Raw genomic sequence first — 19,255 nt, 5'->3', positions numbered from 1 at the left:
CTTCGAACGACGACAGCGTGATGGAAACAGCACGGAGAGTATCTCAGGGTGACGGTGCCTGCGAGCGGTGGACCCGCAGTCGCGGAGTGTCGGAGGGGCGGCCCGTCGATCCGTCGCGCGTTTGTCGCGTCCACAACGGACCTTGCTTCCTTGACCTGAACCTTACTCCAGGTTCTAGTTTCAGCGTATGAGCATGGAAGTCACCGCGTGGATGTCCCTGCACCACGCGATGCATCAGCGTGACCAGCGGCCCTTCTCCCGGGCGACCCTCAAGCGGATCGGCCGCTTCGCACGCCCGCACCGGCGCCTGCTCGCGTGGTTCCTGGGGTGCAGCGTCGTGGCGGCGGTGCTGACCGTGGCCGCGCCGGTGCTGGCCGGACGGGTGGTCGACGCGATCGTGTCCGGCACCGACACGTCGACCGTGGTGCGGCTGGCCGTGGCGATCGCCCTGATCGCGCTCGCCGAGGCCGGGCTGGGGCTGCTCACCCGATACCAGTCGGCCCGCATCGGCGAGGGCCTGATCGTCGACCTGCGGACCGCCGTCTTCGACCACGTGCAGCGGATGCCGGTCGCGTTCTTCACCCGGACCCGTACCGGCGCTCTGGTGTCCCGGCTCAACAACGACGTGATCGGGGCGCAGCAGGCGTTCAGCGACACGCTCTCCGGCGTGGTCGGCAACGCCGTGACGCTGCTCCTCACGCTCGCGGTGATGCTGACCTTCTCCTGGCAGATCACCCTGCTGGCGCTGGTGCTGCTGCCCGTCTTCGTGCTGCCCGCCCGGAGGATGGGCCGGAGGCTGGCCCGGCTCGAACGGGAGGCGGCCGATCTCAACGCGGCGATGAGCACCCGGATGACCGAGAAGTTCTCCGCTCCCGGTGCCACCCTGGTCAAGCTCTACGGCCGCCCCGCGGAGGAGTCCGCCGAGTTCGCCGCCCGCGCGCGGCGCGTGCGCGACATCGGCGTCCGTACGGCCATGTTGCAGACGGTCTTCATCACGGCCCTCACGGTGGTCGGTTCCCTCGCGCTGGCCCTGGTGTACGGCCTGGGCGGCGTGTACGCCATCCGCGGGCAGCTCGACGCCGGTGCGGTCGTCGCGCTCGCCCTGCTGCTGTCCCGCCTGTACGCCCCGCTGACCTCGCTCGCCAGCGCGCGGATAGAGATCATGAGTGCCCTGGTCAGCTTCGAGCGGGTCTTCGAGATCCTGGACCTCAAGCCGATGATCGAGGACAAGCCGGACGCCCGGCCGCTGCCCGACGGGCCGGTCGCGGTCGAGTTCGACGACGTCCGCTTCGGTTACCCGTCGGCGGAGAAGGTCTCACTGGCCTCGCTGGAGGACGTGGCGAAGCTCGACTCCCGCGGCAGCGAGGAGGTGCTGCACGGGGTCTCGTTCCGTGCCGAGCCGGGCCAGATGGTCGCCCTGGTCGGCTCGTCGGGTGCGGGCAAGTCCACCATCGCGCAACTGCTGCCCCGCCTGTACGACGTGGAGCAGGGCGCCGTCCGGCTCGCCGGTCACGACGTCCGCGACCTGACGGGCGACTCGGTCCGGGACGCCCTGGGGGTGGTCACCCAGGACGGCCACCTGCTGCACGACACGATCCGCGCCAACCTGCTGTACGCCCGCCCGGACGCGGACGAGGACGACCTGTGGGACGTGCTGCGCCGGGCGCGGCTGGCCGAGATGATCCGTTCGCTGCCGGACGGCCTGGAGACGGTCGTCGGCGAGCGGGGCTACCGCCTCTCCGGCGGCGAACGTCAGCGCCTCACCATCGCCCGGCTGCTGCTCTCGCGCCCGCGCGTGGTGATCCTCGACGAGGCCACCGCGCACCTCGACTCGACGTCCGAGGCGGCGGTGCAGGCGGCGCTGGGTGAGGCGTTGACCGGCCGGACCAGCGTGGTCATCGCGCACCGGCTCTCCACGATCCGTTCCGCCGACCAGATCCTGGTGCTGGAACGCGGCCGGATCGTGGAACGCGGCCGGCACGCCGACCTGCTGGCCCGCGGCGGCCGGTACGCCGAGTTGCACCGCACCCAGTTCGACCAGCCGGTGCCGGCCTGACGTGTCTGTCGTGGACGCCCGCCGGACGTTCGCGGCCGCTCAGCGCCGGTCGCGCGACCGGCGGGCGGCGAGGATGCCGCCGACGATCGCCGCCACCATCGGCAGGAGGCAGCAGATCGTCAGGACGGCCAGGTGCCACGGCTTGACAGCTCCCATGCCCGAGAGGGTATGCGCGGCGGTCCAGCATCGTTGCCCGCCGTCCGCGCTGAGGCGCCGCCTCAGGGTGCGTCGACGACCTCGCGTCCGAGGGGCCAGAACGCCGCGGGGACGAGTTTGAAGTTGGCGATGCCGAACGGGATGCCGATGATCGTGAAGCAGAGCGCGATGCCGGCGAGGATGTGGGACAGGGCCAGCCACCAGCCGGCGAGCACGACCCACAGGACGTTGGCCAGCCCTGAGGCGACCCCGGCGCCGGGCCTGGGCACGACGGTGCGGCCGAACGGCCACAGGGAGTAGACGGCCAGCCGCAGCGACGCGACGCCGAACGGGATGGTGACGACCAGGACGAAGCAGATCAGCGCGGCAAGGCCGTAGCCTGCGGCGAGCACGATGCCCCCGCCGAAGACGAGCCACAACACGTTGAGCACGAAGCGGATCATGCCTTCCAGCATGGCCACCGGGCGCCACCTCGGGTGGAGCTGCCGACAGCGGTCTGCTGCGCGGTCGACGAGGCAGCGGGCCGGCGAGGTCCCACGGGTGCCCGGGGGCCGCGAATCCCACTCGGGCATCGGGCACCCGGGTGTCCTCGTTGAGAGGTTGGGGGCAGGTGAGCCGGCGGCGGTTTCGGCGCCTGTCACGCAGGGCAATGATCGAATCGGACGACAACCCTATGGAGGGATGGCTCTCGTGGAAGTCACCGGCTTCTTCACCGCGATCATCATCGGTCTGATCATCGGCGCGCTGGGCCGGCTGGTCGTACCGGGCAAGCAGAACATTCCGATCTGGCTGACCCTGCTCATCGGCGTGGTCGCCGCGATCCTCGGCACGCTCGTCGCGGGTGCTCTCGGTGTCGACGACACTGCCGGCATCGACTGGATCGAACTGGCCATCCAGGTCATCTTCGCCGCGATCGGCGTCGGGATCGCCGCTGGCGCCTACGGCCGCCGTCGCATCCGCTGACCGGCACACGGCCTTCCGCCGGCCCAGCCCCGTGGGGCTGGGCCGGCGGCGTGCTGTCGGCCCGCATCGGGAGCGCCTGCGGCAGGAGCCCGTCGTACGTGCCCCCTCGCGCCCGGCCGACCTCCGGGTCAGTAGTCGGCTGTCGTGGAGTGGCGGTCCGTCATGACGGAAGGGTGGGCTGGGCGTCGCGGACGACGGTGCCGTCGGTCAGCGTCAGGTCGTAGGTGATGATCGGCCGAGCGCCGTCCTCCCCGCTGGGCTGGTCGCGGTCCCGTTCGAGGGCGGCGCCCGGCCACCATGCGACGTAGCGGCCGTTGCTCACCGACGCCTGGACGGTCAGGTTGCCGGCGTGGATGGTCACTCCGGCGACGTCGGCACCAGCGGCGCCATCGGTGACCGAAGCGTCGCGGTAGTCGGCGATGGTCCCCTGGGTGAAGCCCCGGGCAGGCGCCGGCAGTGCGGGTCCGGTGCTGCCACCGATCCCGACGTCCACGTCGTCGACGTCGTCGTCACCCTGGAGGTTGCGCGCCAGGCAGGATCCCGAGATGTCCGGGTCGTCGGTGCGGTACAGCAGGGCGACGTGCTCACCGCGACGCTCGGCCAGCACGAGCCGGGCCCGCTCCAGGTCCAGGGATCCGCCGCGCAGCCGCTTGCGGCAGGCCGGTGCCACGGCGTCGATCTCGGCGGCGGTCAGCGCGGTCGGTACGGGGGTCCAGGACGCGTACGCCCGTCCGCCGTCGTTGCCGGTGGGCAGGACGATGGCGGCAGCCGTCAGCGCGGCCGCGGCCACGGGGACGAGCAGCAGACGGCGCCGGGTACGTCGCACCGGCGCTGCCGCGCCGGGGTTGGTGTCCGCGGCAGGTGCGGTCGCCACGATCCGTTCCAGCGTGGCCGCGGCACGCTGATGCTGCTCGGCGGTCGGGGTGCTGGCGGCGTCGAGGGATCGCAGGGCCGCATCGAGGCGGGAGTTCGCGGAGTCCGGAGTGTGCACGTTCATGGGTGGGTCTCCATCTGCTGGGGAGTCGACGGTGACGCTGCTGAGGTGTGGGATGCCCGAGCAGGTGAGGAGCCCGGTCGCTGGACGAGATCGAGTTGACGGCGCAGGGCGCGGCGGGCGCGCAGCAGCCGCAACCGGTAGGAGGCGGCGCTGATGCCCAGCACCCGGGCGGCCTGGGGCGAGGTGAGATCCTCGAAGACGCTCAGTGACAGCGTCTCCTGCTCACCTGCGCTCAGGCGTTTCCAGGCGGCGGCCAGGTCCAGGCGCTGCACGACCGCGTCGGCCTCGGGTCCGCCGGCCGGGGTGACCGGTGCCGTCTCGGCGATCCGGACCGCCAGGGCGTCCTGCCGTCCGAGACCGCGCTGGGTGTTGAGCAGGCAGTGGCGGGCGATGCCGAACAACCAGGCCCGCGCGTCGTCGGGTCTGTTCGGCACCTCCTCCGCGCGACGCCAGGCCACCAGGAAGGCATCGGCGACGACATCCTCGGCGTGGCTGGGGTGCACGCGGCGCTGGGCGAAGCGCAACACGTCGACGTAGGCATCGGCGTACAGCGCTCGAAAGCGCCCCTCCCGATCCGGCTGCAGTTTCCTCACACCCTCTACCTGTCCGGCAGGGTCCCTACTGTTTCACCGGGTCGCAGGGCACGTCGACGAACCGGAGCAGGCGAGGGAGCCAGGGTCTACTAATCATCCATAGTAGGTTTGCGTATCATCGGGGCCAGTGTCCGGACCGGGAGTTCACGCGCTAGGAGGCCGGGTGCCTGCCAATCGATCGAATCGGATGATCTGGACAGGCGTAGCGGTGGCCTCGGTCCTGCTCACGACCGCCGTCATCGCAGGCGTCAGCGGGCGCGGGAAGTCGTCCACTTCTGATGCCTCGTCGGCAGGTCGCCTGAGCCACGTGCACGCCATGGCCGTCAACCCCGCGGACGAGCAGCTCTACGTGGCAACCCACGATGGCGTCGTTCGCGTGTCCGACACCGAGGCCGTCCATGTCGGGGAGGGGCGGCAGGACACCATGGGCTTCACCGTGATCGGGCGGAACCACTTCCTCGCCTCGGGGCACCCGGCAGCCGGGAAGGCCGGTCCCGCGAACCTGGGCCTGATCGAGAGCACCGACGCGGGACTCACCTGGCGACCGCTCTCCCTGTCCGGCCAGGCCGACTTCCATTCCCTACGCAGCGTCGCCGGCGTCACCTACGGCCTGGACTCCACGACCAGCTCCCTGCTGGCCACCAGCGACCTCCGCACCTGGCAGGCGCGTTCCAGGATCGCGGCGCTGGACCTGGCGGTCGAGCCGGGGCGCCCCGAGACCCTGCTCGCGACCACCGAGCAGGGTCTGCGACGCTCCGTCGACGGCGGCAGGACCTGGACCGGAGCAGCCGGGCCACCGCTCCTGCTGTTGGAGTGGGCTGACCGGATCCGGCTGCACGGGATCGCCGCCGACGGCCTGATCCTGCTGTCGGTGGACGGCGGAGCTGCCTGGTCGGCGACCGGAGGGAGGGCTCCGGACACCCCGGCGGCCTTCACCACCCACGGCGATCTGATCTTCCTCGCCACCCGTGACGGCCGGGTACTGCGCAGCGGCGACGCCGGGGTCAGCTGGCAGCCCATGCAGACGACCATCCACACGAAGAGCAGCCGAGCAAAAAACCCCAATTGGCCGGACATCATCACCAACTGGGGCAGGAGCCCGGAAGAAGCTTGAGGCTGGGCGCACGAGGATCGCCGGGCTCCGACGTCAGCGTAGGGTGACGTGGATGTGGAGGCGGTGTGTCAGCGAACGGCACCGACCGGCAGGTGGTCGAGGTGGTCCGCGGTGAACGGCCTGGGTGAGTTGGAGGCCGCCGTCATGGACGTGCTGTGGCAGGCGGACGAGCCCCTGCGGGTACGCGAGGTGCTGAGCAAGCTGGCAGGACGCCCCCTGGCCTACACCACCGTCATGACCGTGCTGGACAACCTGCACCGCAAGCAGTGGGTGCTGCGTGACAAGAACGGCAAGGCCTACCACTACCGGCCCGCCGGCAGCCGGGAGGAACTCGTCGCCCGGACCCTGCGGCGCATGCTGGAGACCAGCCTCCAGCCCGACGTGGTGCTGCTGCACTTCGCCCGATCGGCCTCCGACCGGGAACTGGCCGTGCTGCGGCAGGTGCTCGACGAGCGGTCGGATCGTCGGTGAGCCCGGCCTTCCCCCTCATCGTCGGTGCGCTCGCCGTGGCCTGGTTGGCGCCGGCCCTGCTGGAACGCGCCGTCGGCCGGGTCCGTGATCCGGTCGCCGTGCTGCTCGCCTGGTGGGGCAGCCTGGCCGCGGTGCTGCTGACCTTCGTCGCCGGGCTGGTGCTGCTGCTCGCGCCCGCCGACCGCATCGGGAACTGGGCGGAACATCTCGCGCGCCACTGCTGGCTCGCGATGCGCCACGGCCGGCTGCCGGCGCAGGACGAGGTTCTCGGCATCACCGGCGTGGTGGCGGTCGCCGTGCTGGTCGCGCGATGTGTGGTCGTCGCCGTCCGGCATTGGCGTTCCCAGCGCAAGTCCCGGCAAGCGCATCAGGACCTGGTGACCCTGGTTGGCGAAACCCTCACCCCGGAGCACCAGCCGGTGCTGCGGGTGCCGCACCACGCGCCACTGGCCTACAGCGTCGGCGGCCGCCGGGGGCTGCTCGTCGTCAGCGCCGGCGTCCTGCGGCTGCCCCCGGCTCAACGCGCGGCAGTGCTGTGTCACGAGCAGGCCCACCTGCGTGGCCGGCACCACCTGATCGTCGGCTTCGCCGAGGTCCTGGCCGCGGCCGCGCCGTGGGTGCCGCTGACCCGCCGCGCCCCGCGCGCCATCCGACTCCTGGTCGAGTTGTCTGCCGACGCTGCCGCCGTGCGCGCCTGCGGCGCACCCGCGGTTCGCGCGGCGCTGATCGCCCTCGACGGTGCTCCGCACCCCGCGCACGCCCTGCCGATGGCCGGAGCGGACGTGCTGACACGGCTGCACCGCCTACAGGCCGGGGCACCGGGCCACCGCGCTCCGGCCCGGGTCGCCCTTCCGCTGGCTGCGGTGTTCGCGCCGGGACTGGTCAGTGCCGTCGGCGCCCTCATCTGCTGCGTCTGAGCCTCGCGCGGCCCGCATACCGTCGCCGGGAATGCATACCCCCGGGGGTATGTTGTGACCGTCATCGGCCGGCCGCACGCCGACCGGCGTATACCCCCGGGGGTACGTGTTACGGTGGGAAGCGGAGGTGGACGAGATGAAGTTGCGGCCCGAGATGACCGGCGAGGCGCTGACCCGCCTGAAGCGAGCCCGAGGGCAGCTCAACGCGGTCATCGAGATGATGGAGAACGGCCAGGACTGCCGCGAGGCGTTGACCCAGCTCGCCGCGGTGTCGAAGGCGATCGACCGGGCAGGCTTCAAGATCATCGCCTCCGGCATGCGGCACTGCTCGACAGCCCGCGATCGGGGCGAGCAGCCGGAGATGACCGAAGAGGAACTGGAGAAGCTGTTCCTGGCTCTGGCGTGATCCGCCAGGGCTGACGCTGGCGCCCCGGCGGCCCGTTCGCGGCCGGGGCGGGCAAGGACGCGTCCGAGTTCGACCAAGGGTGACGACTGTTTCCTACATACCCCCGGGGGTATATAGGAAGACGAAAGGAGCAGACGGATGGCGGTGCAGGTGTCGGTCATCGCGACCTCGTCCCTGGGCGACCGCAGCTACCTGGCGACGGACGGCCGGGTGGCGGTGGTGGTGGACCCGCAGCGGGACATCGACCGGATCGTGTATCTCGCGGGTGAGAAGGGTGTCCGGATCACCCATGTGGTGGAGACGCACATCCACAACGACTACGTCTCCGGTGGTCTGGAACTGGCCCGGATCACCGGCGCGAAGTACCTGGTCGCGGCGGCCGACGAGGTGGGGTTCGACCGGGTGGCGGTCGCCGACGGCGACCTGGTGCCGGTGTCGGACTCGCTGCGGCTGCGGGTCGTGGGCACGCCGGGCCACACGTTCCACCACCTGTCGTACGTGCTGGACGAGGCGGGCGACGGTGGTTGGTCCCCGGCGGGAGTGTTCACCGGCGGGTCGCTGCTGTTCGGCACGACCGGCCGAACCGACCTGCTCGGCCAGCAGCACGCCCACACCCTCGCCCACCACCAGCACGACTCGGCACGGAAGCTGGCCGACCTGCTGCCCGACGGCGCGGAGGTGTGGCCGACCCACGGCTTCGGCAGCTTCTGCTCGGCCAGCCAGGCCGACGCCCCGGAGTCCACGATCGGGCGGGAGAAGGAGGCCAACCCGGCGCTGCGGCTGGCCGCCGACCAGTTCGTCACCGAAACCCTGGCCGGGCTGGACGCCTACCCCGCGTACTACGCCCACATGGGTGTGGCCAACGCCGCCGGGCCCGTCCCGGTCGACCTCAGCCCCGTACGGCGCGCCGAGGCCGGGCAGTTGCGGGAGCGGATCGCCGCCGGGGAATGGGTGGTCGACCTGCGCCACCGCAAGGCGTACGCGGCCTCGCACCTCGCCGGCACCGTCAGCCTCGGCCTCGACGGCCCCATGTCGACCTGGCTCGGGTGGCTGATCGACTGGGGTGTGCCGATCACCCTCCTGGCGGAGACGCCGGAGCAGGTCGCCGCCGCCCAGCGGGAGCTGGTACGCATCGGCATCGACCGCCCGGCCGCCCAGGCCACCGGAACGCCCGAGCAGTGGGCCACCGATCCGGCGGAGCTGCGTGAGCTGGCCGCCGCCGACTTCCCGGCCCTCGCGGCCGCGCAGTCCGGGAACACCCCCGATCACCTGCCCGCCCCGCAGGTCGTGCTCGACGTGCGGATGACCAACGAGTGGAAGGCCGGCCACATCGACGGCGCGGTGCACGTGCCACTGCCCGACCTGCCCGAGCGGCTCGGCGACGTGCCCGCCGGGACGGTGTGGGTGCACTGCGGCTCCGGCTACCGCGCCACCGCCGCCGCGTCCCTGCTGGCCAACGCCGGCCGGAACGTCGTCCTGATCGACGACATGTTCGGCCGGGCCGAGCCGGCGGGCGTCCGGATGGCCCCAACCCCCTGACGACCCGTCCGCCCCCGCGCTGACGTCCCGGGTGGGGTGCCGTCCGGCACCCCATCCGGCGGGGCCGGAGGCCACCCCCGCACCAGAACCGACACACCCTTTGAGGAGAGACATGACCACGACCCCGGCCACCCCCTCGACGCTCGACGCCGCGACCCTGCGAGAGCTGATCGGCTCCGGCCGCGCCCCGCGCCTGCTCGACGTACGCACGCCCGGCGAGTTCGAGACATCGCACATCCCCGGCTCCTACAACGTGCCGCTCGACCTGCTCAAGGAGCACCGCGAGGAACTGCGCCGCCACCTCGACGAGGACGTCGTACTGATCTGTCGCTCCGGGGCCCGTGCCGTCCAGGCCGAACAGGCCCTCGCCGGGATCGGCCTGCCCAACCTGAAGATCCTCAACGGCGGCATCATGGCCTGGCAGGCCGTCCACGCCCCGATCGCCCAGGGCAAGCCCCGGTGGGACCTGGAGCGCCAGGTCCGTCTGGTCGCCGGCTCCATCGTCCTGGCCAGCGTCCTCGGCTCGGTGTTCGTGCCGCAGCTGAAGTGGGTCGCCGGCTTCATCGGCGCCGGCCTCACCTTCGCCGCGGTCACCAACACCTGCGCGATGGGCATGCTGCTCGGCAAGCTCCCCTACAACCGGGGCGCCAGCTGCGACCTGGACACCGTCGTCGGCCAGCTGCGTGGGGGGCTGGGCACCGGGCGGCGGGCGTGAGCGGCAGCCTCGCGCTGACCGTCGGGCTGGCCGTGCTGATCGGGATCAGCCTCGGCCTGCTCGGCGGAGGCGGCTCGATCCTCGCCGTGCCGCTGCTGGTCTACGTCGCCGACCTGCCCGCGAAGGAGGCCATCGCCACCTCGCTGCTCGTCGTCGGCGTCACCAGCGCGGTCGGTGTGCTGCCGCACAAGCGGGCCGGGCGCATCCGTTGGCGCACCGGACTGCTCTTCGGCGTGGCCGGCATGGCCGGCGCGTACGTCGGAGGCCGCCTGGGCGAGTTCGTCCCGGCCGGGGTGCTGCTCACCGGCTTCGCCCTGATGATGCTGGCCACCGCCATCGCCATGATCCGCGGCCGGCGTCCCGCGGCGGGGCGGCCCGCGCCGCGCGAGCTTCCGGTCCGGCGGGTCGTCCTCGACGGTGTCGTGGTCGGCCTGGTCACCGGCCTGGTCGGCGCCGGCGGCGGTTTCCTGGTGGTGCCGGCACTGGCGCTGCTCGGGGGCCTGCCGATGCCGGTCGCGGTGGGCACCTCGCTGGTCGTCATCGCGATGAAGTCCTTCGCCGGCCTCGCCGGCTACCTGTCCAGCGTCAGCATCGACTGGGGTCTGGCCGCTGCGGTGACGGCAGCCGCCGTCGTCGGCAGCCTGCTCGGCGGTCGCCTCGCCGGACGTGTCCCCGAAGACGTGCTGCGCAAGGTCTTCGGCTGGTTCGTGGTGGTCATGGGCGTGTTCGTCCTCGCCCAGCAGATGCCCGACCAGGTGCGGACCAGTCCGCTGCTGTGGGTCGCCCTCGGCCTGGCCCTGGCGACGGTCGTCGGCTTCACCGCCTGGCGAAGCCGACAGCGGGGCCGACGGCGGGGCCGCCAGGCCGACCATGACCTGGTGGCGACCGGCCGCCGCTGAGACCGACGCGAAACGTGATGTGCCGGGAATCCTCGATCCGGATTCCCGGCACATCACGTTCGGGATCGGGCCGGGGCGTCGTCCGGGGCGGTTTCATCCGGGTCGGTCTCGTCCGGGACGCCGCGCCGCCACCGGCGGACCAGGACGGCGAGCGCGGTGGCGGCGACGAGCAGCAGTACCGCCTCGTCCGGCACCGAACCGAGCGTACCGGTCACCCACTCCTGTGCCGCGCCCTCGACGTCGGTCAACCCCAGGCCTCCGGACAGCCCGGCGGTGCCGTCGAAGGCCAGGAAGAACACGCCGAGCGCGATGAACAGCAGTCCGGAGATCAGGCAGGTGCTGTGCACCCGGAACCTGCCGACGGCCAGGAGCCGGCCGCGCAGCCAGCGCCGCTGTCCGATGCGCCACCTGTCCCACACCAGGGCGAGCAGCAACAGCGGCGCCGTCATGCCGAGGGCGTAGACGGCGAGCAACGCCCCGCCGGAGGCCGGCCGGTCGGAGGTGGCGGCGACGGTGAGGATCGCGCCGAGGATGGGCCCGGAGCAGAAACCGGCGACCCCGTAGACGGCCCCGAGGGCGAACACCGAGGCAGGGGAGTCACCGGTCAGCCGGCCCAGCCAGCGCTGCGCCGGCCCGAACGCGAACCCGCGCCCCACCAACTGCGCGACGCCCAGTCCGATGATCGCCAGGCCGGCGACGAGGACGAGCGTGTCGCGGTGGCGGAAGAACACGCCCGCGACGGCGGAGGACCCGATGCCGAGGGGCACCAGGAGCGCGGCGAGCCCCAGATAGAACACGCCGGTGCGGGCCACCAGCCGGCGCCGGCTGCCGAAGGCGTACGCGAAGAACGCCGGCAACAGCATCGCGCTGCACGGGCTCAACAGGGCGAGTACGCCGCCGAGCAGGGCCGCCAGGTAGCCGACGTCGCTCACCGCGCCAACTCCAGTTCCCTGTCGATGGTCTGCTTGAACGCCTCGAACGGCTGGGCGCCGATGATCGGTGTGCCGCCGACGATGAACGCCGGCGTGCCCGTGATCCCCATCGACGTGGCCTCCTGCCCGTCCCGGTCGATCGCGGCCGTGGTGACCGCTGACGCGCGGTCGGCGTCGAAGCGCCCCAGGTCCAGTCCCAACTCGCGGGCGGCGGCGCGCAGCGTCTCGTCGTCCAGGGCACCACTGTTGACCCGCCGTTCCTCGGCGTACAGCGCGCCGTGGAACTCCCAGAACCTGCCCTGCGCACCGGCCGCGCGGGCGGCGGCCGCGGCGGCGCGGGACTCCGGCCCGAGGTACGGCAGGTCCCGCCACTCGATGCGGACCAGTCCCTTGTCGACGTACTCGCGGATCAGCCGGGGCTCGACCTGCCGGGCGTGCCGCCTGCAGAACGGGCACTGGAAGTCGGAGTACTCGATGATCACCACGGGCGCGTCCGGTTCACCCAGCGCCACCGGGTCCCCCGGCGTTCGCCGGGCCAGCCCTGCGAACGGGTTCTCCCGCTCCTCTCCGGCGCCCGCCGCCTGCCCGCCGGGCGCGGTGGACCCCTGGTCGGACGGCGGCCGGCCGAGCACGATCAGCACCGCGACCACGGCGATGACCAGCACCGGACCGAGCCAACCGGCAGTACGCCGGAGCGCGTGCGGCCCGCCCGCGCGGCTTCCGGGCCGAGGCGGGGTGGAACGGGTGGACGGCTTCACGACAGCTCCCCGAGACACATCTACTATTGCGCTTAGTACTAGTGAGACTAGTACTATCATTCTTCGTACGAAGCTGAGGAGGGCCGCCATGCGGACCTGGATCCCGCGCCGGCTGCTCGCCGCAGCGGTCGGCGGCACCGCCACGGCGGTGGTGATCGCCGTACCGACCGACCTGATCGACACCCCGCTGTTCGGCCGCAGCGTTCCGGCGACCTGGTGGGCCTGGCCGGTCCTGATAGCCACCGCCGTGCTGTCGGGTCTGCTGCTGGCCACCTACGTCCGGCCCGGAGACGCGCCGCGTTCCCCCCGGGCGGAGGGGCGGGTGGGCACGGTCGGCGGCGTGCTGTCGTTGCTGGCGGTGGGCTGCCCGGTCTGCAACAAGCTGGTGCTGCTCGCCCTCGGAACGAGCGGCGCGATGACCTGGTTCGCGCCGGCCCAGCCGCTGCTCGCCGTCGCCTCGATCGTCCTGCTCGGCTGGGCACTGCGCCGACGGGTGCTCGGCGAACGGCAGTGCCCGGTGCCCGCCGCCGTGGGCGGTGGAGTCGACCGGTGATCGGGCCCGGCCGCCGTGACCGCAACGCGGAACGCTCCCTCGGCCCCCTGGAGTCCGAGGTGATGAACCGGCTCTGGGCGGCCGACGAGCCCCTGACCGTCCGGCAGATGGTCGACTCCCTCGCCGGCAGGGGCCTGGCCTACACGACGGTGATGACCGTCCTGGACAACCTGCACCGCAAGGGCTGGGCGGAGCGCGACCTGGCCGGCCGCGCCTACCGGTACCGGCCCCGGATCGGCCGGGAGGAACACGTCAGCCAGGTGATGGCCGACGCGCTCTCCTCCGCCGCCGACCAGCACGCCGCGCTCGCCCGGTTCGTGGACGCCATGAGTCCCGACGAGGCCGCCCTGCTGCGCGCCATCCTGCACGACCGGCAGGAGCCGGCGTGACGAGCCTTCTCCTGCTCGCCTGGGCGACCGTCGTCGCCGTCACGGTGCCCCGCGCCGTCACCGCCAGGTCGTGGAGTCGGGCCGTCCCCCGCATCGCGATCGGCCTCTGGCTCGGCGCACTGGTGTCGGCGACCGGAGCCGTCCTGGGCGCCGGGCTGCTCGCCGCCGTGCCGCCCACCGCGCTCGCCGCCGGGTTCGACGGCATCGTCGACGCCTGCGCCCGCGCGCTGGCCCGGCTCGGCGCTCCCAACGAGACCCTCGCCGTGCTCGCTCTCGCCGCCACCGCCGCGCTCGCCGGCCGCCTCGCGATCAGCGCGGTCGCCACCGTCCGCGCGGCCCGGCGGTGGCGCCGGCAGCACCTGGCGGCCCTGGCCCCGGTGGCCCAGGCGGGGCCCACCGACGGGTGCACCCTGGTCGAGCACGCCACGCCGATGGTCTACTGCCTACCCGGCAGGCCGGGGCACGTCGTCGTCACCCGCGGTGCGGTCGACGCGCTCACCCCGCAGCAGCTCGACGCCGTGCTGCGGCATGAGCGCGCCCACCTGCGCGGTCGCCACCACCTGCTCGTGGCCGTGGCGGCGGCCTTCCACCGGGCTCTGCCCGGACTCCCCCTGGCCCGCGCCGCCGAGGACGAGATCCGGCGCCTCGTCGAGCACCTCGCCGACGACCGGGCGGGTGCCCGCCACGGCCGGCACACCGTGGCTGCCGCCATCGTCCGGCTCGCCGGCACCACCCCCGGTCACGCCCTCGGCGCCGGCGCGACCTCCGTCGACCGGGTGCGCCGCCTCCTCGCCCCCACCCCACCCAGGTCGCCGGCACGACACCTGTTCGGCACCGCCACGATCATCCTGCTTCTGGCGTTCCCCCTGGCCACCACGGCAACCGCCGCCGGGGTCACCATGCACAGGACGACCTGTTCACACCCGGCCGCCCCCGCCGGCAACTGAGCCCGAATCACCCCCGCCCACTCGCCGGGGCCGTGGATGATGGCCCGGGAAACGACAGCCACCGACGAAGGGATCTCGCTCGTGGACAGTGCCGACTGGGACGCCCGTTACGCCAACGCCCCCGACCTGGTCTGGACCGCCGACCCGAACCGGTTCGTCGTGGCGGAGACCGCCGACCTGCCGCCGGGCCGAGCGCTCGATCTGGCGGCGGGCGAAGGTCGCAACGCCGTCTGGCTGGCCGAACGGGGATGGCGGGTCACCGCCGTCGACTTCTCCGCCGTGGCGGTGCGGCGCGGTCAGGAACTCGCCCGGGAGCGTGGTGTCGACGTCGACTGGCAGGTCGCCGACGTCACCGTCCACCAGCCCGAGTCCGGCGCGTACGACCTGGTCCTCGTCGCCTATCTGCACCTGCCCCGACCTGACCTGGCGGCCGTCCTGCGCCGGGCGGCCACCGCCGTACGCCCTGGTGGATCGTTCGTCCTCGTCGGCCACGACCTGGCCAATCTCACCGCCGGCACCGGCGGCCCCCAGGACCCCGCCGTCCTCCAGACGCCCGATGCCGTCGTCGCCGAACTTCCCGGCCTGCGGGTCCACCGGGCCGAGACCGCCCACCGGCCGGTACGTACCCCGGACGGAACGGTCGACGCGTTGGACACGGTGGTCGTCGCGACCCGGCCGTGACCACCTGCGCCCCGGTCCCGCCGCCTGAATCGTGAGGCCTGGCAGTGGCCGGGCTCGATCGCTGCGGTCATGCTGACAGGGTGGCGACGCGTGATGACAGAGTGGCGACACGTGATGAGGCCGGTGGAGAACGGGCCCGGGTGGACTGGCGGGGGCGGCTGGCCACCGGTCTGCTCGGGGCGGCTGGCGGGATGGGGATCAACGTCCTGAGCAACGACGTCGGCTACCGGGGAGTGGCTGCGGCGGCGGTGGCCGGCGGGGTGTTGACGGCGGTGTCCTGGCTGCGGGGACTGCCGCCGCAGGCGCCGCTGGTCGGCTACACCGTCCGGGTGTTGCTGGCCCTGGCCCTGGTGGGGGCGGTCACAGCTGCCGTCGGGCCAGCGTCCTGGGCCGCCACGGTGACCCTGGTCGCGGCGGCCCTGGCCACCACCGCTGTGCTCGTCTCCAGCACCGGCCGCGACGCTTTCACACTGGCGGCGGGGGTGGCGTTCATCGGCGTCGGAGTGGCGTTCATCGGAGCCGGTGCCGCCGTGCCGGCCAACGGCAGCGCCCTGGCCATGGTGGCGGGCATCGGCGCCGGAGCGGCGTGCATCGGCCTCGGGATCGCCGTGCCGGCCGGCGGCCGCGTCCTGGCCGCGGTGGCGGCCGTCGGCATCGGCGCGGCGGGCATCGGCTTCGCCGTCGCCATGCTGGCCAGCGGCCACATCCTGGGCGGGGTGCTGCTCGTCGGCGCCGGGGTGGCACTCATCGGTGTCGTCGTCGCCGAGCTGGCCGGCGGTCGCGTCCTGGCCACGGTGGCGGCCGTCGGCCTCGGGGTGGCACTCATCGGCGTCGGCATCGTCGTCCTGACCGGCGGCCGTGTCCTGGTCGGAGTGGCGGTGATCGGCGTCGGGGTGGCGGGCATCGGCTTCGTCGTCGCCGAGGTCACAGGCAGCCGCCCCCTGGTCGGGGTGGCGCTGATCGGCTTCGGGATGGCGACCGGTGGCTTCGGTGTCGCTGTGCTGACCGGCGGCGCCGTTCTGGTCGGGGCGGCGCTCATCGGGTTCGGCATGGCGACCAGCGGCCGGGGTGTCACGGTGGTCGCGGGATCCGGCGCCGGTGAGCGGCTGCGGGCGTGGGCGGCGGCTCTGGTCCGGGACCCGGCACGGCGGGAGGCCAAGCCGCCGCAGCCCGGCGGGGACGGGCCGACGGCGGTGGGTTGAGAGGTTCGTCCGCCAGGGCGGGGGGATCGCTACGGCCTCCGGTGAGCGGGCCGGGTCCGATGGACGGACGAGCCCCGGTCGATCGCTGGTGGATCGACCGGGGCCGTCGGTCAGAGCCGGTCAGGCGAGGTCGAACCGGTCGAGTTCCATGACCTTGGTCCAGGCGGCGACGAAGTCGGCGACGAACTTGTCGCGCGCGTCCTGGCTGGCGTAGACCTCCGCGAGGGCCCGGAGCTGGGAGTTGGAGCCGAAGATGAGGTCGACCGCAGTGGCCGTCCACTTCACCTCGTCGGTGGCCAGGTCCCGGATCTCGTACACGTGCTCGTCGGACTCCGACGCCTTCCACCGGGTGCCCGGGGAGAGCAGGTTGGCGAAGAAGTCGTTGGTGAGCACGCCGGGCCGGTCGGTGAGCACGCCGTGCCGCGTATCGCCGACGTTCGCCCCGAGGGAGCGCAGGCCGCCGATGAGGGCGGTCATCTCGGGCGCGGTCAGGTTGAGCATGTAGGCACGGTCGAGGAGCAGCACCTCCGGCTGGGTCTTCTCGCCGGGACGCAGGTAGTTGCGGAACCCGTCGGCGCGCGGCTCGAGAACCTGGAAGGACTCGACGTCGGTCTGCTCCTGGGTGGCGTCGGTGCGGCCCGGGTGGAACGGCACGGTCACCTCGACGCCGGCGTCGCGCGCCGCCTTCTCGACGGCGGCCGAGCCGGCCAGCACGATCAGGTCCGCGAGCGAGATCTTCGCGCCGCCGGCCTCGTTGAACTCCCGCCGTGCGCCCTCGAGGGTCTCCAGGACCGAGGCGAGCTGCTCGGGCTGGTTGACCTCCCAGCTGCGCTGCGGCTCGAGACGGATCCGCGCACCGTCGGCGCCACCGCGCTTGTCCGTGGACCGGAAGCTGGCGGCCGACGCCCAGGCGGTGGAGACGAGCTGGGCAGTCGTGAGACCGGATTCCAGCACCTTCGCCTTGAGGGCGGCGACGTCGGCGTCACCCACGAGCTCGTGGTCGACGGCCGGCACCGGGTCCTGCCACAGCTGGGGCTCCGCGACCCACGGCCCGAGGAAGCGGCTGACCGGACCCATGTCGCGGTGCAGCAGCTTGTACCAGGCCTTGGCGAACGCCAGCGCGAACTCGTCGGGGTTTTCCAGGAAGCGGCGCGAGATCTTCTCGTACGCGGGGTCGACGCGCAACGACAGGTCGGTCGTGAGCATCGTCGGCTTGTGCTTCTTCGACGGGTCGTGGGCGTCCGGGATGATCGCCTCGGCGTCCTTGGCGACCCACTGCTTCGCGCCGCCGGGGCTCGTGGTGAGCTCCCACTCGTAGCCGAAGAGGATCTCGAAGAAGCGGTTGCTCCACTGCGTCGGCCGGTCGGTCCACGTCACCTCGAGACCGCTGGTGATCGTGTCCCCGCCGCTGCCGCTGCCGTAGGTGCTCAGCCAGCCCAGGCCCTGCGCCTCCAGCGAGGCGGCCTCGGGCTCGGGGCCCACGTGGTCGTCGGCGATGCCGGCGCCGTGGGTCTTGCCGAAGGTGTGGCCGCCGGCGATGAGCGCAACGGTCTCCTCGTCGTTCATCGCCATCCGGGCGAAGGTCTCGCGGATGAAGTGCGCCGCCGCGACCGGGTCCGCGTTGCCGCGAGGGCCTTCCGGGTTGACGTAGATGAGACCCATCTCGGTCGCCCCGACGCCGGCCGCCATGTCCTTCTCGGTGACGTAGCGCTCGTCGCCGAGCCAGGCGTCCTCCGGCCCCCAGAAGATCTCCTCGGGCTCCCAGACGTCCTCCCGGCCGAAGCCGAAGCCGAAGGTCTTGAAGCCCATCGACTCCAGGGCGACGTTGCCGGCGAGCACGAGCAGGTCGGCCCACGAGATCTTCTGGCCGTACTTCTGCTTGACCGGCCACAGCAGCCGGCGGGCCTTGTCGAGGTTGGCGTTGTCCGGCCAGCTGTTGAGCGGGGCGAACCGCTGGCCGCCGTCACCGGCGCCGCCGCGGCCGTCCTGGATGCGGTAGGTGCCCGCGGCGTGCCAGCTCATCCGGATCATGAGGCCGCCGTAGTGCCCGAAGTCGGCCGGCCACCAGTCCTGCGAGGTGGTGAGAACCTCGATGATGTCCCGCTTGAGGGCATCGACGTCGAGCTTGGCGAACTCCTTGGCGTAGCTGAAGTCCTCCCCCAGTGGGTTGCTCTTGGACGAGTGGGCGTGCAGCACCGAGAGGTCAAGCTGGTTGGGCCACCAGTCCCGGTTGGTACGCGGACGCCCCCCGGTCTTCGGGGTCGGCGAGTCGATCGCCGGGTTCTCGCTCTCGCTGCCGTGCGCGGTCACGGAGTCGTGCGCGACCGGGCAGCCGGCCGCCGCCTTCTGGTCCACGCCCTGCGCGCTGGAGGGAGCGTTGTCCTGGGTGTCGCTCATCTGCTTCCTTCCGAACTGGCGGATCACTGGGATGTGCGTTCGGTCGCACAACCGGGGCAGATGCCCCAGTAGACGACCTCCGCCTCGTCGACCACGAAGCCGTGGTCGTCGGAGGCGGTGAGACAGGGAGCGCGGCCGACAGCGCAGTCGACGTCGGCGATCGCGCCGCAGGAGCGGCACACGACATGGTGGTGGTTGTCCCCCACCCGGGACTCGTACCGGGCGGTCGCACCGGCAGGCTGGATGCGGCGCACCAGACCGGCGTCGGTGAGCGCACGCAGCACGTCGTACACGGCCTGGTGGGAGACCGTGGGCTGATCCGCCCGTACCAGCGCGATCACCGTGTCGGTGTCGACGTGCGGATGGTCGCGCAGCGCTGCGAGCACCGCCAACCGGGGCCGGGTCACGCGCAACGAGACCGCTCGCAGCTGAGTCTCGAAGTCGGACGGCACCTGATGAATATAGTCCACTCTTCTGGAATGAATCAGGTTTTGCTTCGACTCAACCTGACGCCGGCTCGATCAGCCGACAGGCTCCACCGACCACCGGCTCCCACTCGGCATCGCCTGA

Annotated in this window: 21 protein-coding genes; 14 read left to right on the top strand and 7 right to left on the bottom strand. The window is 72.4% G+C overall.

The features are described from left to right. Positions 1–187 precede the first annotated feature (187 nt). Positions 188–2,056, top strand: coding sequence for an ABC transporter ATP-binding protein (locus AB0D32_RS24245; protein WP_357094450.1), 1,869 nt, complete (start codon positions 188–190; stop codon positions 2,054–2,056). A gap of 218 nt (positions 2,057–2,274) precedes the next feature. On the opposite strand, the gene AB0D32_RS24240 is transcribed toward AB0D32_RS24245, so the two are convergent. Beyond that, positions 2,275–2,655, bottom strand: a complete 381-nt coding sequence (locus AB0D32_RS24240) for a YccF domain-containing protein (protein WP_357094507.1) — start codon at positions 2,653–2,655, stop codon at positions 2,275–2,277. Positions 2,656–2,902: 247 nt separating this feature from the next. On the opposite strand from AB0D32_RS24240, the gene AB0D32_RS24235 reads away from it, so the two are divergent. Next, positions 2,903–3,175, top strand: coding sequence for a GlsB/YeaQ/YmgE family stress response membrane protein (locus tag AB0D32_RS24235; RefSeq protein ID WP_357094504.1), 273 nt, complete (start codon positions 2,903–2,905; stop codon positions 3,173–3,175). Between the two features lie 160 nt (positions 3,176–3,335). Here AB0D32_RS24235 and AB0D32_RS24230 read toward each other — a convergent pair whose 3' ends face one another. Both AB0D32_RS24230 and AB0D32_RS24225 read right to left on the bottom strand, forming a co-directional pair. Continuing rightward, positions 3,336–4,172, bottom strand: a complete 837-nt coding sequence (locus AB0D32_RS24230; protein WP_357094448.1) for a hypothetical protein — start codon at positions 4,170–4,172, stop codon at positions 3,336–3,338. Next, positions 4,169–4,765, bottom strand: coding sequence for a sigma-70 family RNA polymerase sigma factor (locus tag AB0D32_RS24225; RefSeq protein ID WP_357094445.1), 597 nt, complete (start codon positions 4,763–4,765; stop codon positions 4,169–4,171). Before AB0D32_RS24225 ends, AB0D32_RS24230 begins: the two co-directional genes overlap by 4 nt. Before the next feature lie 187 nt (positions 4,766–4,952). On the opposite strand from AB0D32_RS24225, the gene AB0D32_RS24220 reads away from it, so the two are divergent. From AB0D32_RS24220 to AB0D32_RS24190, 7 genes are all read left to right on the top strand, one after another. Beyond that, entirely contained in the window at positions 4,953–5,879 is a 927-nt protein-coding gene (locus AB0D32_RS24220) for a F510_1955 family glycosylhydrolase (protein ID WP_357094442.1), read from the top strand. 111 nt (positions 5,880–5,990) lie between these two features. Continuing rightward, positions 5,991–6,350 carry a BlaI/MecI/CopY family transcriptional regulator gene (locus AB0D32_RS24215; RefSeq protein ID WP_357094439.1) on the top strand — a complete coding sequence of 120 codons (360 nt, stop codon included), beginning with the start codon at positions 5,991–5,993 and terminating at the stop codon, positions 6,348–6,350. Further along, positions 6,347–7,267: a M56 family metallopeptidase gene (locus tag AB0D32_RS24210; protein ID WP_357094436.1), complete on the top strand. Its 921-nt coding sequence runs from the start codon at positions 6,347–6,349 to the stop codon at positions 7,265–7,267. The genes AB0D32_RS24215 and AB0D32_RS24210 overlap by 4 nt, the downstream gene beginning before the upstream one ends. Before the next feature lie 136 nt (positions 7,268–7,403). After that, positions 7,404–7,673, top strand: coding sequence for a metal-sensitive transcriptional regulator (locus tag AB0D32_RS24205; RefSeq protein WP_357094433.1), 270 nt, complete (start codon positions 7,404–7,406; stop codon positions 7,671–7,673). A 138-nt stretch (positions 7,674–7,811) separates the two neighbouring features. Further along, positions 7,812–9,212: an MBL fold metallo-hydrolase gene (locus AB0D32_RS24200; RefSeq protein ID WP_357094430.1), complete on the top strand. Its 1,401-nt coding sequence runs from the start codon at positions 7,812–7,814 to the stop codon at positions 9,210–9,212. 112 nt (positions 9,213–9,324) lie between these two features. Beyond that, positions 9,325–9,927 (top strand): rhodanese-like domain-containing protein, encoded by a 603-nt coding sequence (locus AB0D32_RS24195; RefSeq protein ID WP_357094427.1) that lies wholly within the window; start codon positions 9,325–9,327, stop codon positions 9,925–9,927. Next, entirely contained in the window at positions 9,924–10,826 is a 903-nt protein-coding gene (locus AB0D32_RS24190) for a sulfite exporter TauE/SafE family protein (RefSeq protein ID WP_357094424.1), read from the top strand. Before AB0D32_RS24195 ends, AB0D32_RS24190 begins: the two co-directional genes overlap by 4 nt. 53 nt (positions 10,827–10,879) lie before the next feature. Here the strand turns inward: AB0D32_RS24190 and AB0D32_RS24185 are convergent, their stop codons facing one another. Together AB0D32_RS24185 and AB0D32_RS24180 are read right to left on the bottom strand one after the other, a co-directional pair. Continuing rightward, positions 10,880–11,758, bottom strand: coding sequence for a cytochrome c biogenesis CcdA family protein (locus tag AB0D32_RS24185; protein ID WP_357094421.1), 879 nt, complete (start codon positions 11,756–11,758; stop codon positions 10,880–10,882). After that, on the bottom strand, positions 11,755–12,516 hold the full coding sequence (locus AB0D32_RS24180) for a thioredoxin domain-containing protein (protein WP_357094418.1): 762 nt from the start codon (positions 12,514–12,516) through the stop codon (positions 11,755–11,757). The genes AB0D32_RS24185 and AB0D32_RS24180 overlap by 4 nt, the downstream gene beginning before the upstream one ends. An 88-nt stretch (positions 12,517–12,604) precedes the next feature. Here AB0D32_RS24180 and AB0D32_RS24175 point away from each other — a divergent pair, with 88 nt between their 5' ends. The 5 genes from AB0D32_RS24175 to AB0D32_RS24155 all read left to right on the top strand — a co-directional run bounded on the left by AB0D32_RS24175 (position 12,605) and on the right by AB0D32_RS24155 (position 16,288). Then, positions 12,605–13,069: a hypothetical protein gene (locus tag AB0D32_RS24175; protein ID WP_357094414.1), complete on the top strand. Its 465-nt coding sequence runs from the start codon at positions 12,605–12,607 to the stop codon at positions 13,067–13,069. Next, the gene (locus AB0D32_RS24170) at positions 13,066–13,458 is read left to right on the top strand and encodes a BlaI/MecI/CopY family transcriptional regulator (protein WP_357094410.1); all 393 of its coding nucleotides are present in this window, start codon (positions 13,066–13,068) and stop codon (positions 13,456–13,458) included. The genes AB0D32_RS24175 and AB0D32_RS24170 overlap by 4 nt, the downstream gene beginning before the upstream one ends. Continuing rightward, positions 13,455–14,405 (top strand): M56 family metallopeptidase, encoded by a 951-nt coding sequence (locus AB0D32_RS24165; RefSeq protein ID WP_357094407.1) that lies wholly within the window; start codon positions 13,455–13,457, stop codon positions 14,403–14,405. Before AB0D32_RS24170 ends, AB0D32_RS24165 begins: the two co-directional genes overlap by 4 nt. Before the next feature lie 81 nt (positions 14,406–14,486). Further along, positions 14,487–15,086 (top strand): class I SAM-dependent methyltransferase, encoded by a 600-nt coding sequence (locus AB0D32_RS24160; protein WP_357094402.1) that lies wholly within the window; start codon positions 14,487–14,489, stop codon positions 15,084–15,086. A gap of 101 nt (positions 15,087–15,187) precedes the next feature. Further along, positions 15,188–16,288: a hypothetical protein gene (locus AB0D32_RS24155; RefSeq protein WP_357094398.1), complete on the top strand. Its 1,101-nt coding sequence runs from the start codon at positions 15,188–15,190 to the stop codon at positions 16,286–16,288. Between the two features lie 120 nt (positions 16,289–16,408). Here the strand turns inward: AB0D32_RS24155 and katG are convergent, their stop codons facing one another. Continuing rightward, the gene (gene katG / locus AB0D32_RS24150; RefSeq protein WP_357094395.1) at positions 16,409–18,685 is read right to left on the bottom strand and encodes a catalase/peroxidase HPI; all 2,277 of its coding nucleotides are present in this window, start codon (positions 18,683–18,685) and stop codon (positions 16,409–16,411) included. A 23-nt stretch (positions 18,686–18,708) separates the two neighbouring features. Beyond that, positions 18,709–19,137 (bottom strand): Fur family transcriptional regulator, encoded by a 429-nt coding sequence (locus AB0D32_RS24145; protein ID WP_357094392.1) that lies wholly within the window; start codon positions 19,135–19,137, stop codon positions 18,709–18,711. Positions 19,138–19,255 lie beyond the last annotated feature (118 nt).

The sequence above is a fragment of the Micromonospora sp. NPDC048170 genome, from assembly GCF_040652795.1.
Taxonomy (GTDB): Bacteria; Actinomycetota; Actinomycetes; order Mycobacteriales; family Micromonosporaceae; genus Micromonospora.
The sequence above is the reverse complement of the archived record's forward strand: the minus strand, read 5'-3'. Positions and strand labels throughout refer to the sequence as shown.

Bases quoted from the DNA above. Each gene is read 5' to 3' on its own strand.
- AB0D32_RS24245 (WP_357094450.1), top strand. From the start codon at position 188: ATGAGCATGGAAGTCACCGCGTGGATGTCCCTGCACCACGCGATGCAT.
- AB0D32_RS24240 (WP_357094507.1), bottom strand. From the start codon at position 2,655: ATGATCCGCTTCGTGCTCAACGTGTTGTGGCTCGTCTTCGGCGGGGGC.
- AB0D32_RS24230 (WP_357094448.1), bottom strand. From the start codon at position 4,172: ATGAACGTGCACACTCCGGACTCCGCGAACTCCCGCCTCGATGCGGCC.
- AB0D32_RS24220 (WP_357094442.1), top strand. From the start codon at position 4,953: ATGATCTGGACAGGCGTAGCGGTGGCCTCGGTCCTGCTCACGACCGCC.
- AB0D32_RS24205 (WP_357094433.1), top strand. From the start codon at position 7,404: ATGAAGTTGCGGCCCGAGATGACCGGCGAGGCGCTGACCCGCCTGAAG.
- AB0D32_RS24200 (WP_357094430.1), top strand. From the start codon at position 7,812: ATGGCGGTGCAGGTGTCGGTCATCGCGACCTCGTCCCTGGGCGACCGC.
- AB0D32_RS24195 (WP_357094427.1), top strand. From the start codon at position 9,325: ATGACCACGACCCCGGCCACCCCCTCGACGCTCGACGCCGCGACCCTG.
- AB0D32_RS24175 (WP_357094414.1), top strand. From the start codon at position 12,605: ATGCGGACCTGGATCCCGCGCCGGCTGCTCGCCGCAGCGGTCGGCGGC.
- katG (WP_357094395.1), bottom strand. From the start codon at position 18,685: ATGAGCGACACCCAGGACAACGCTCCCTCCAGCGCGCAGGGCGTGGAC.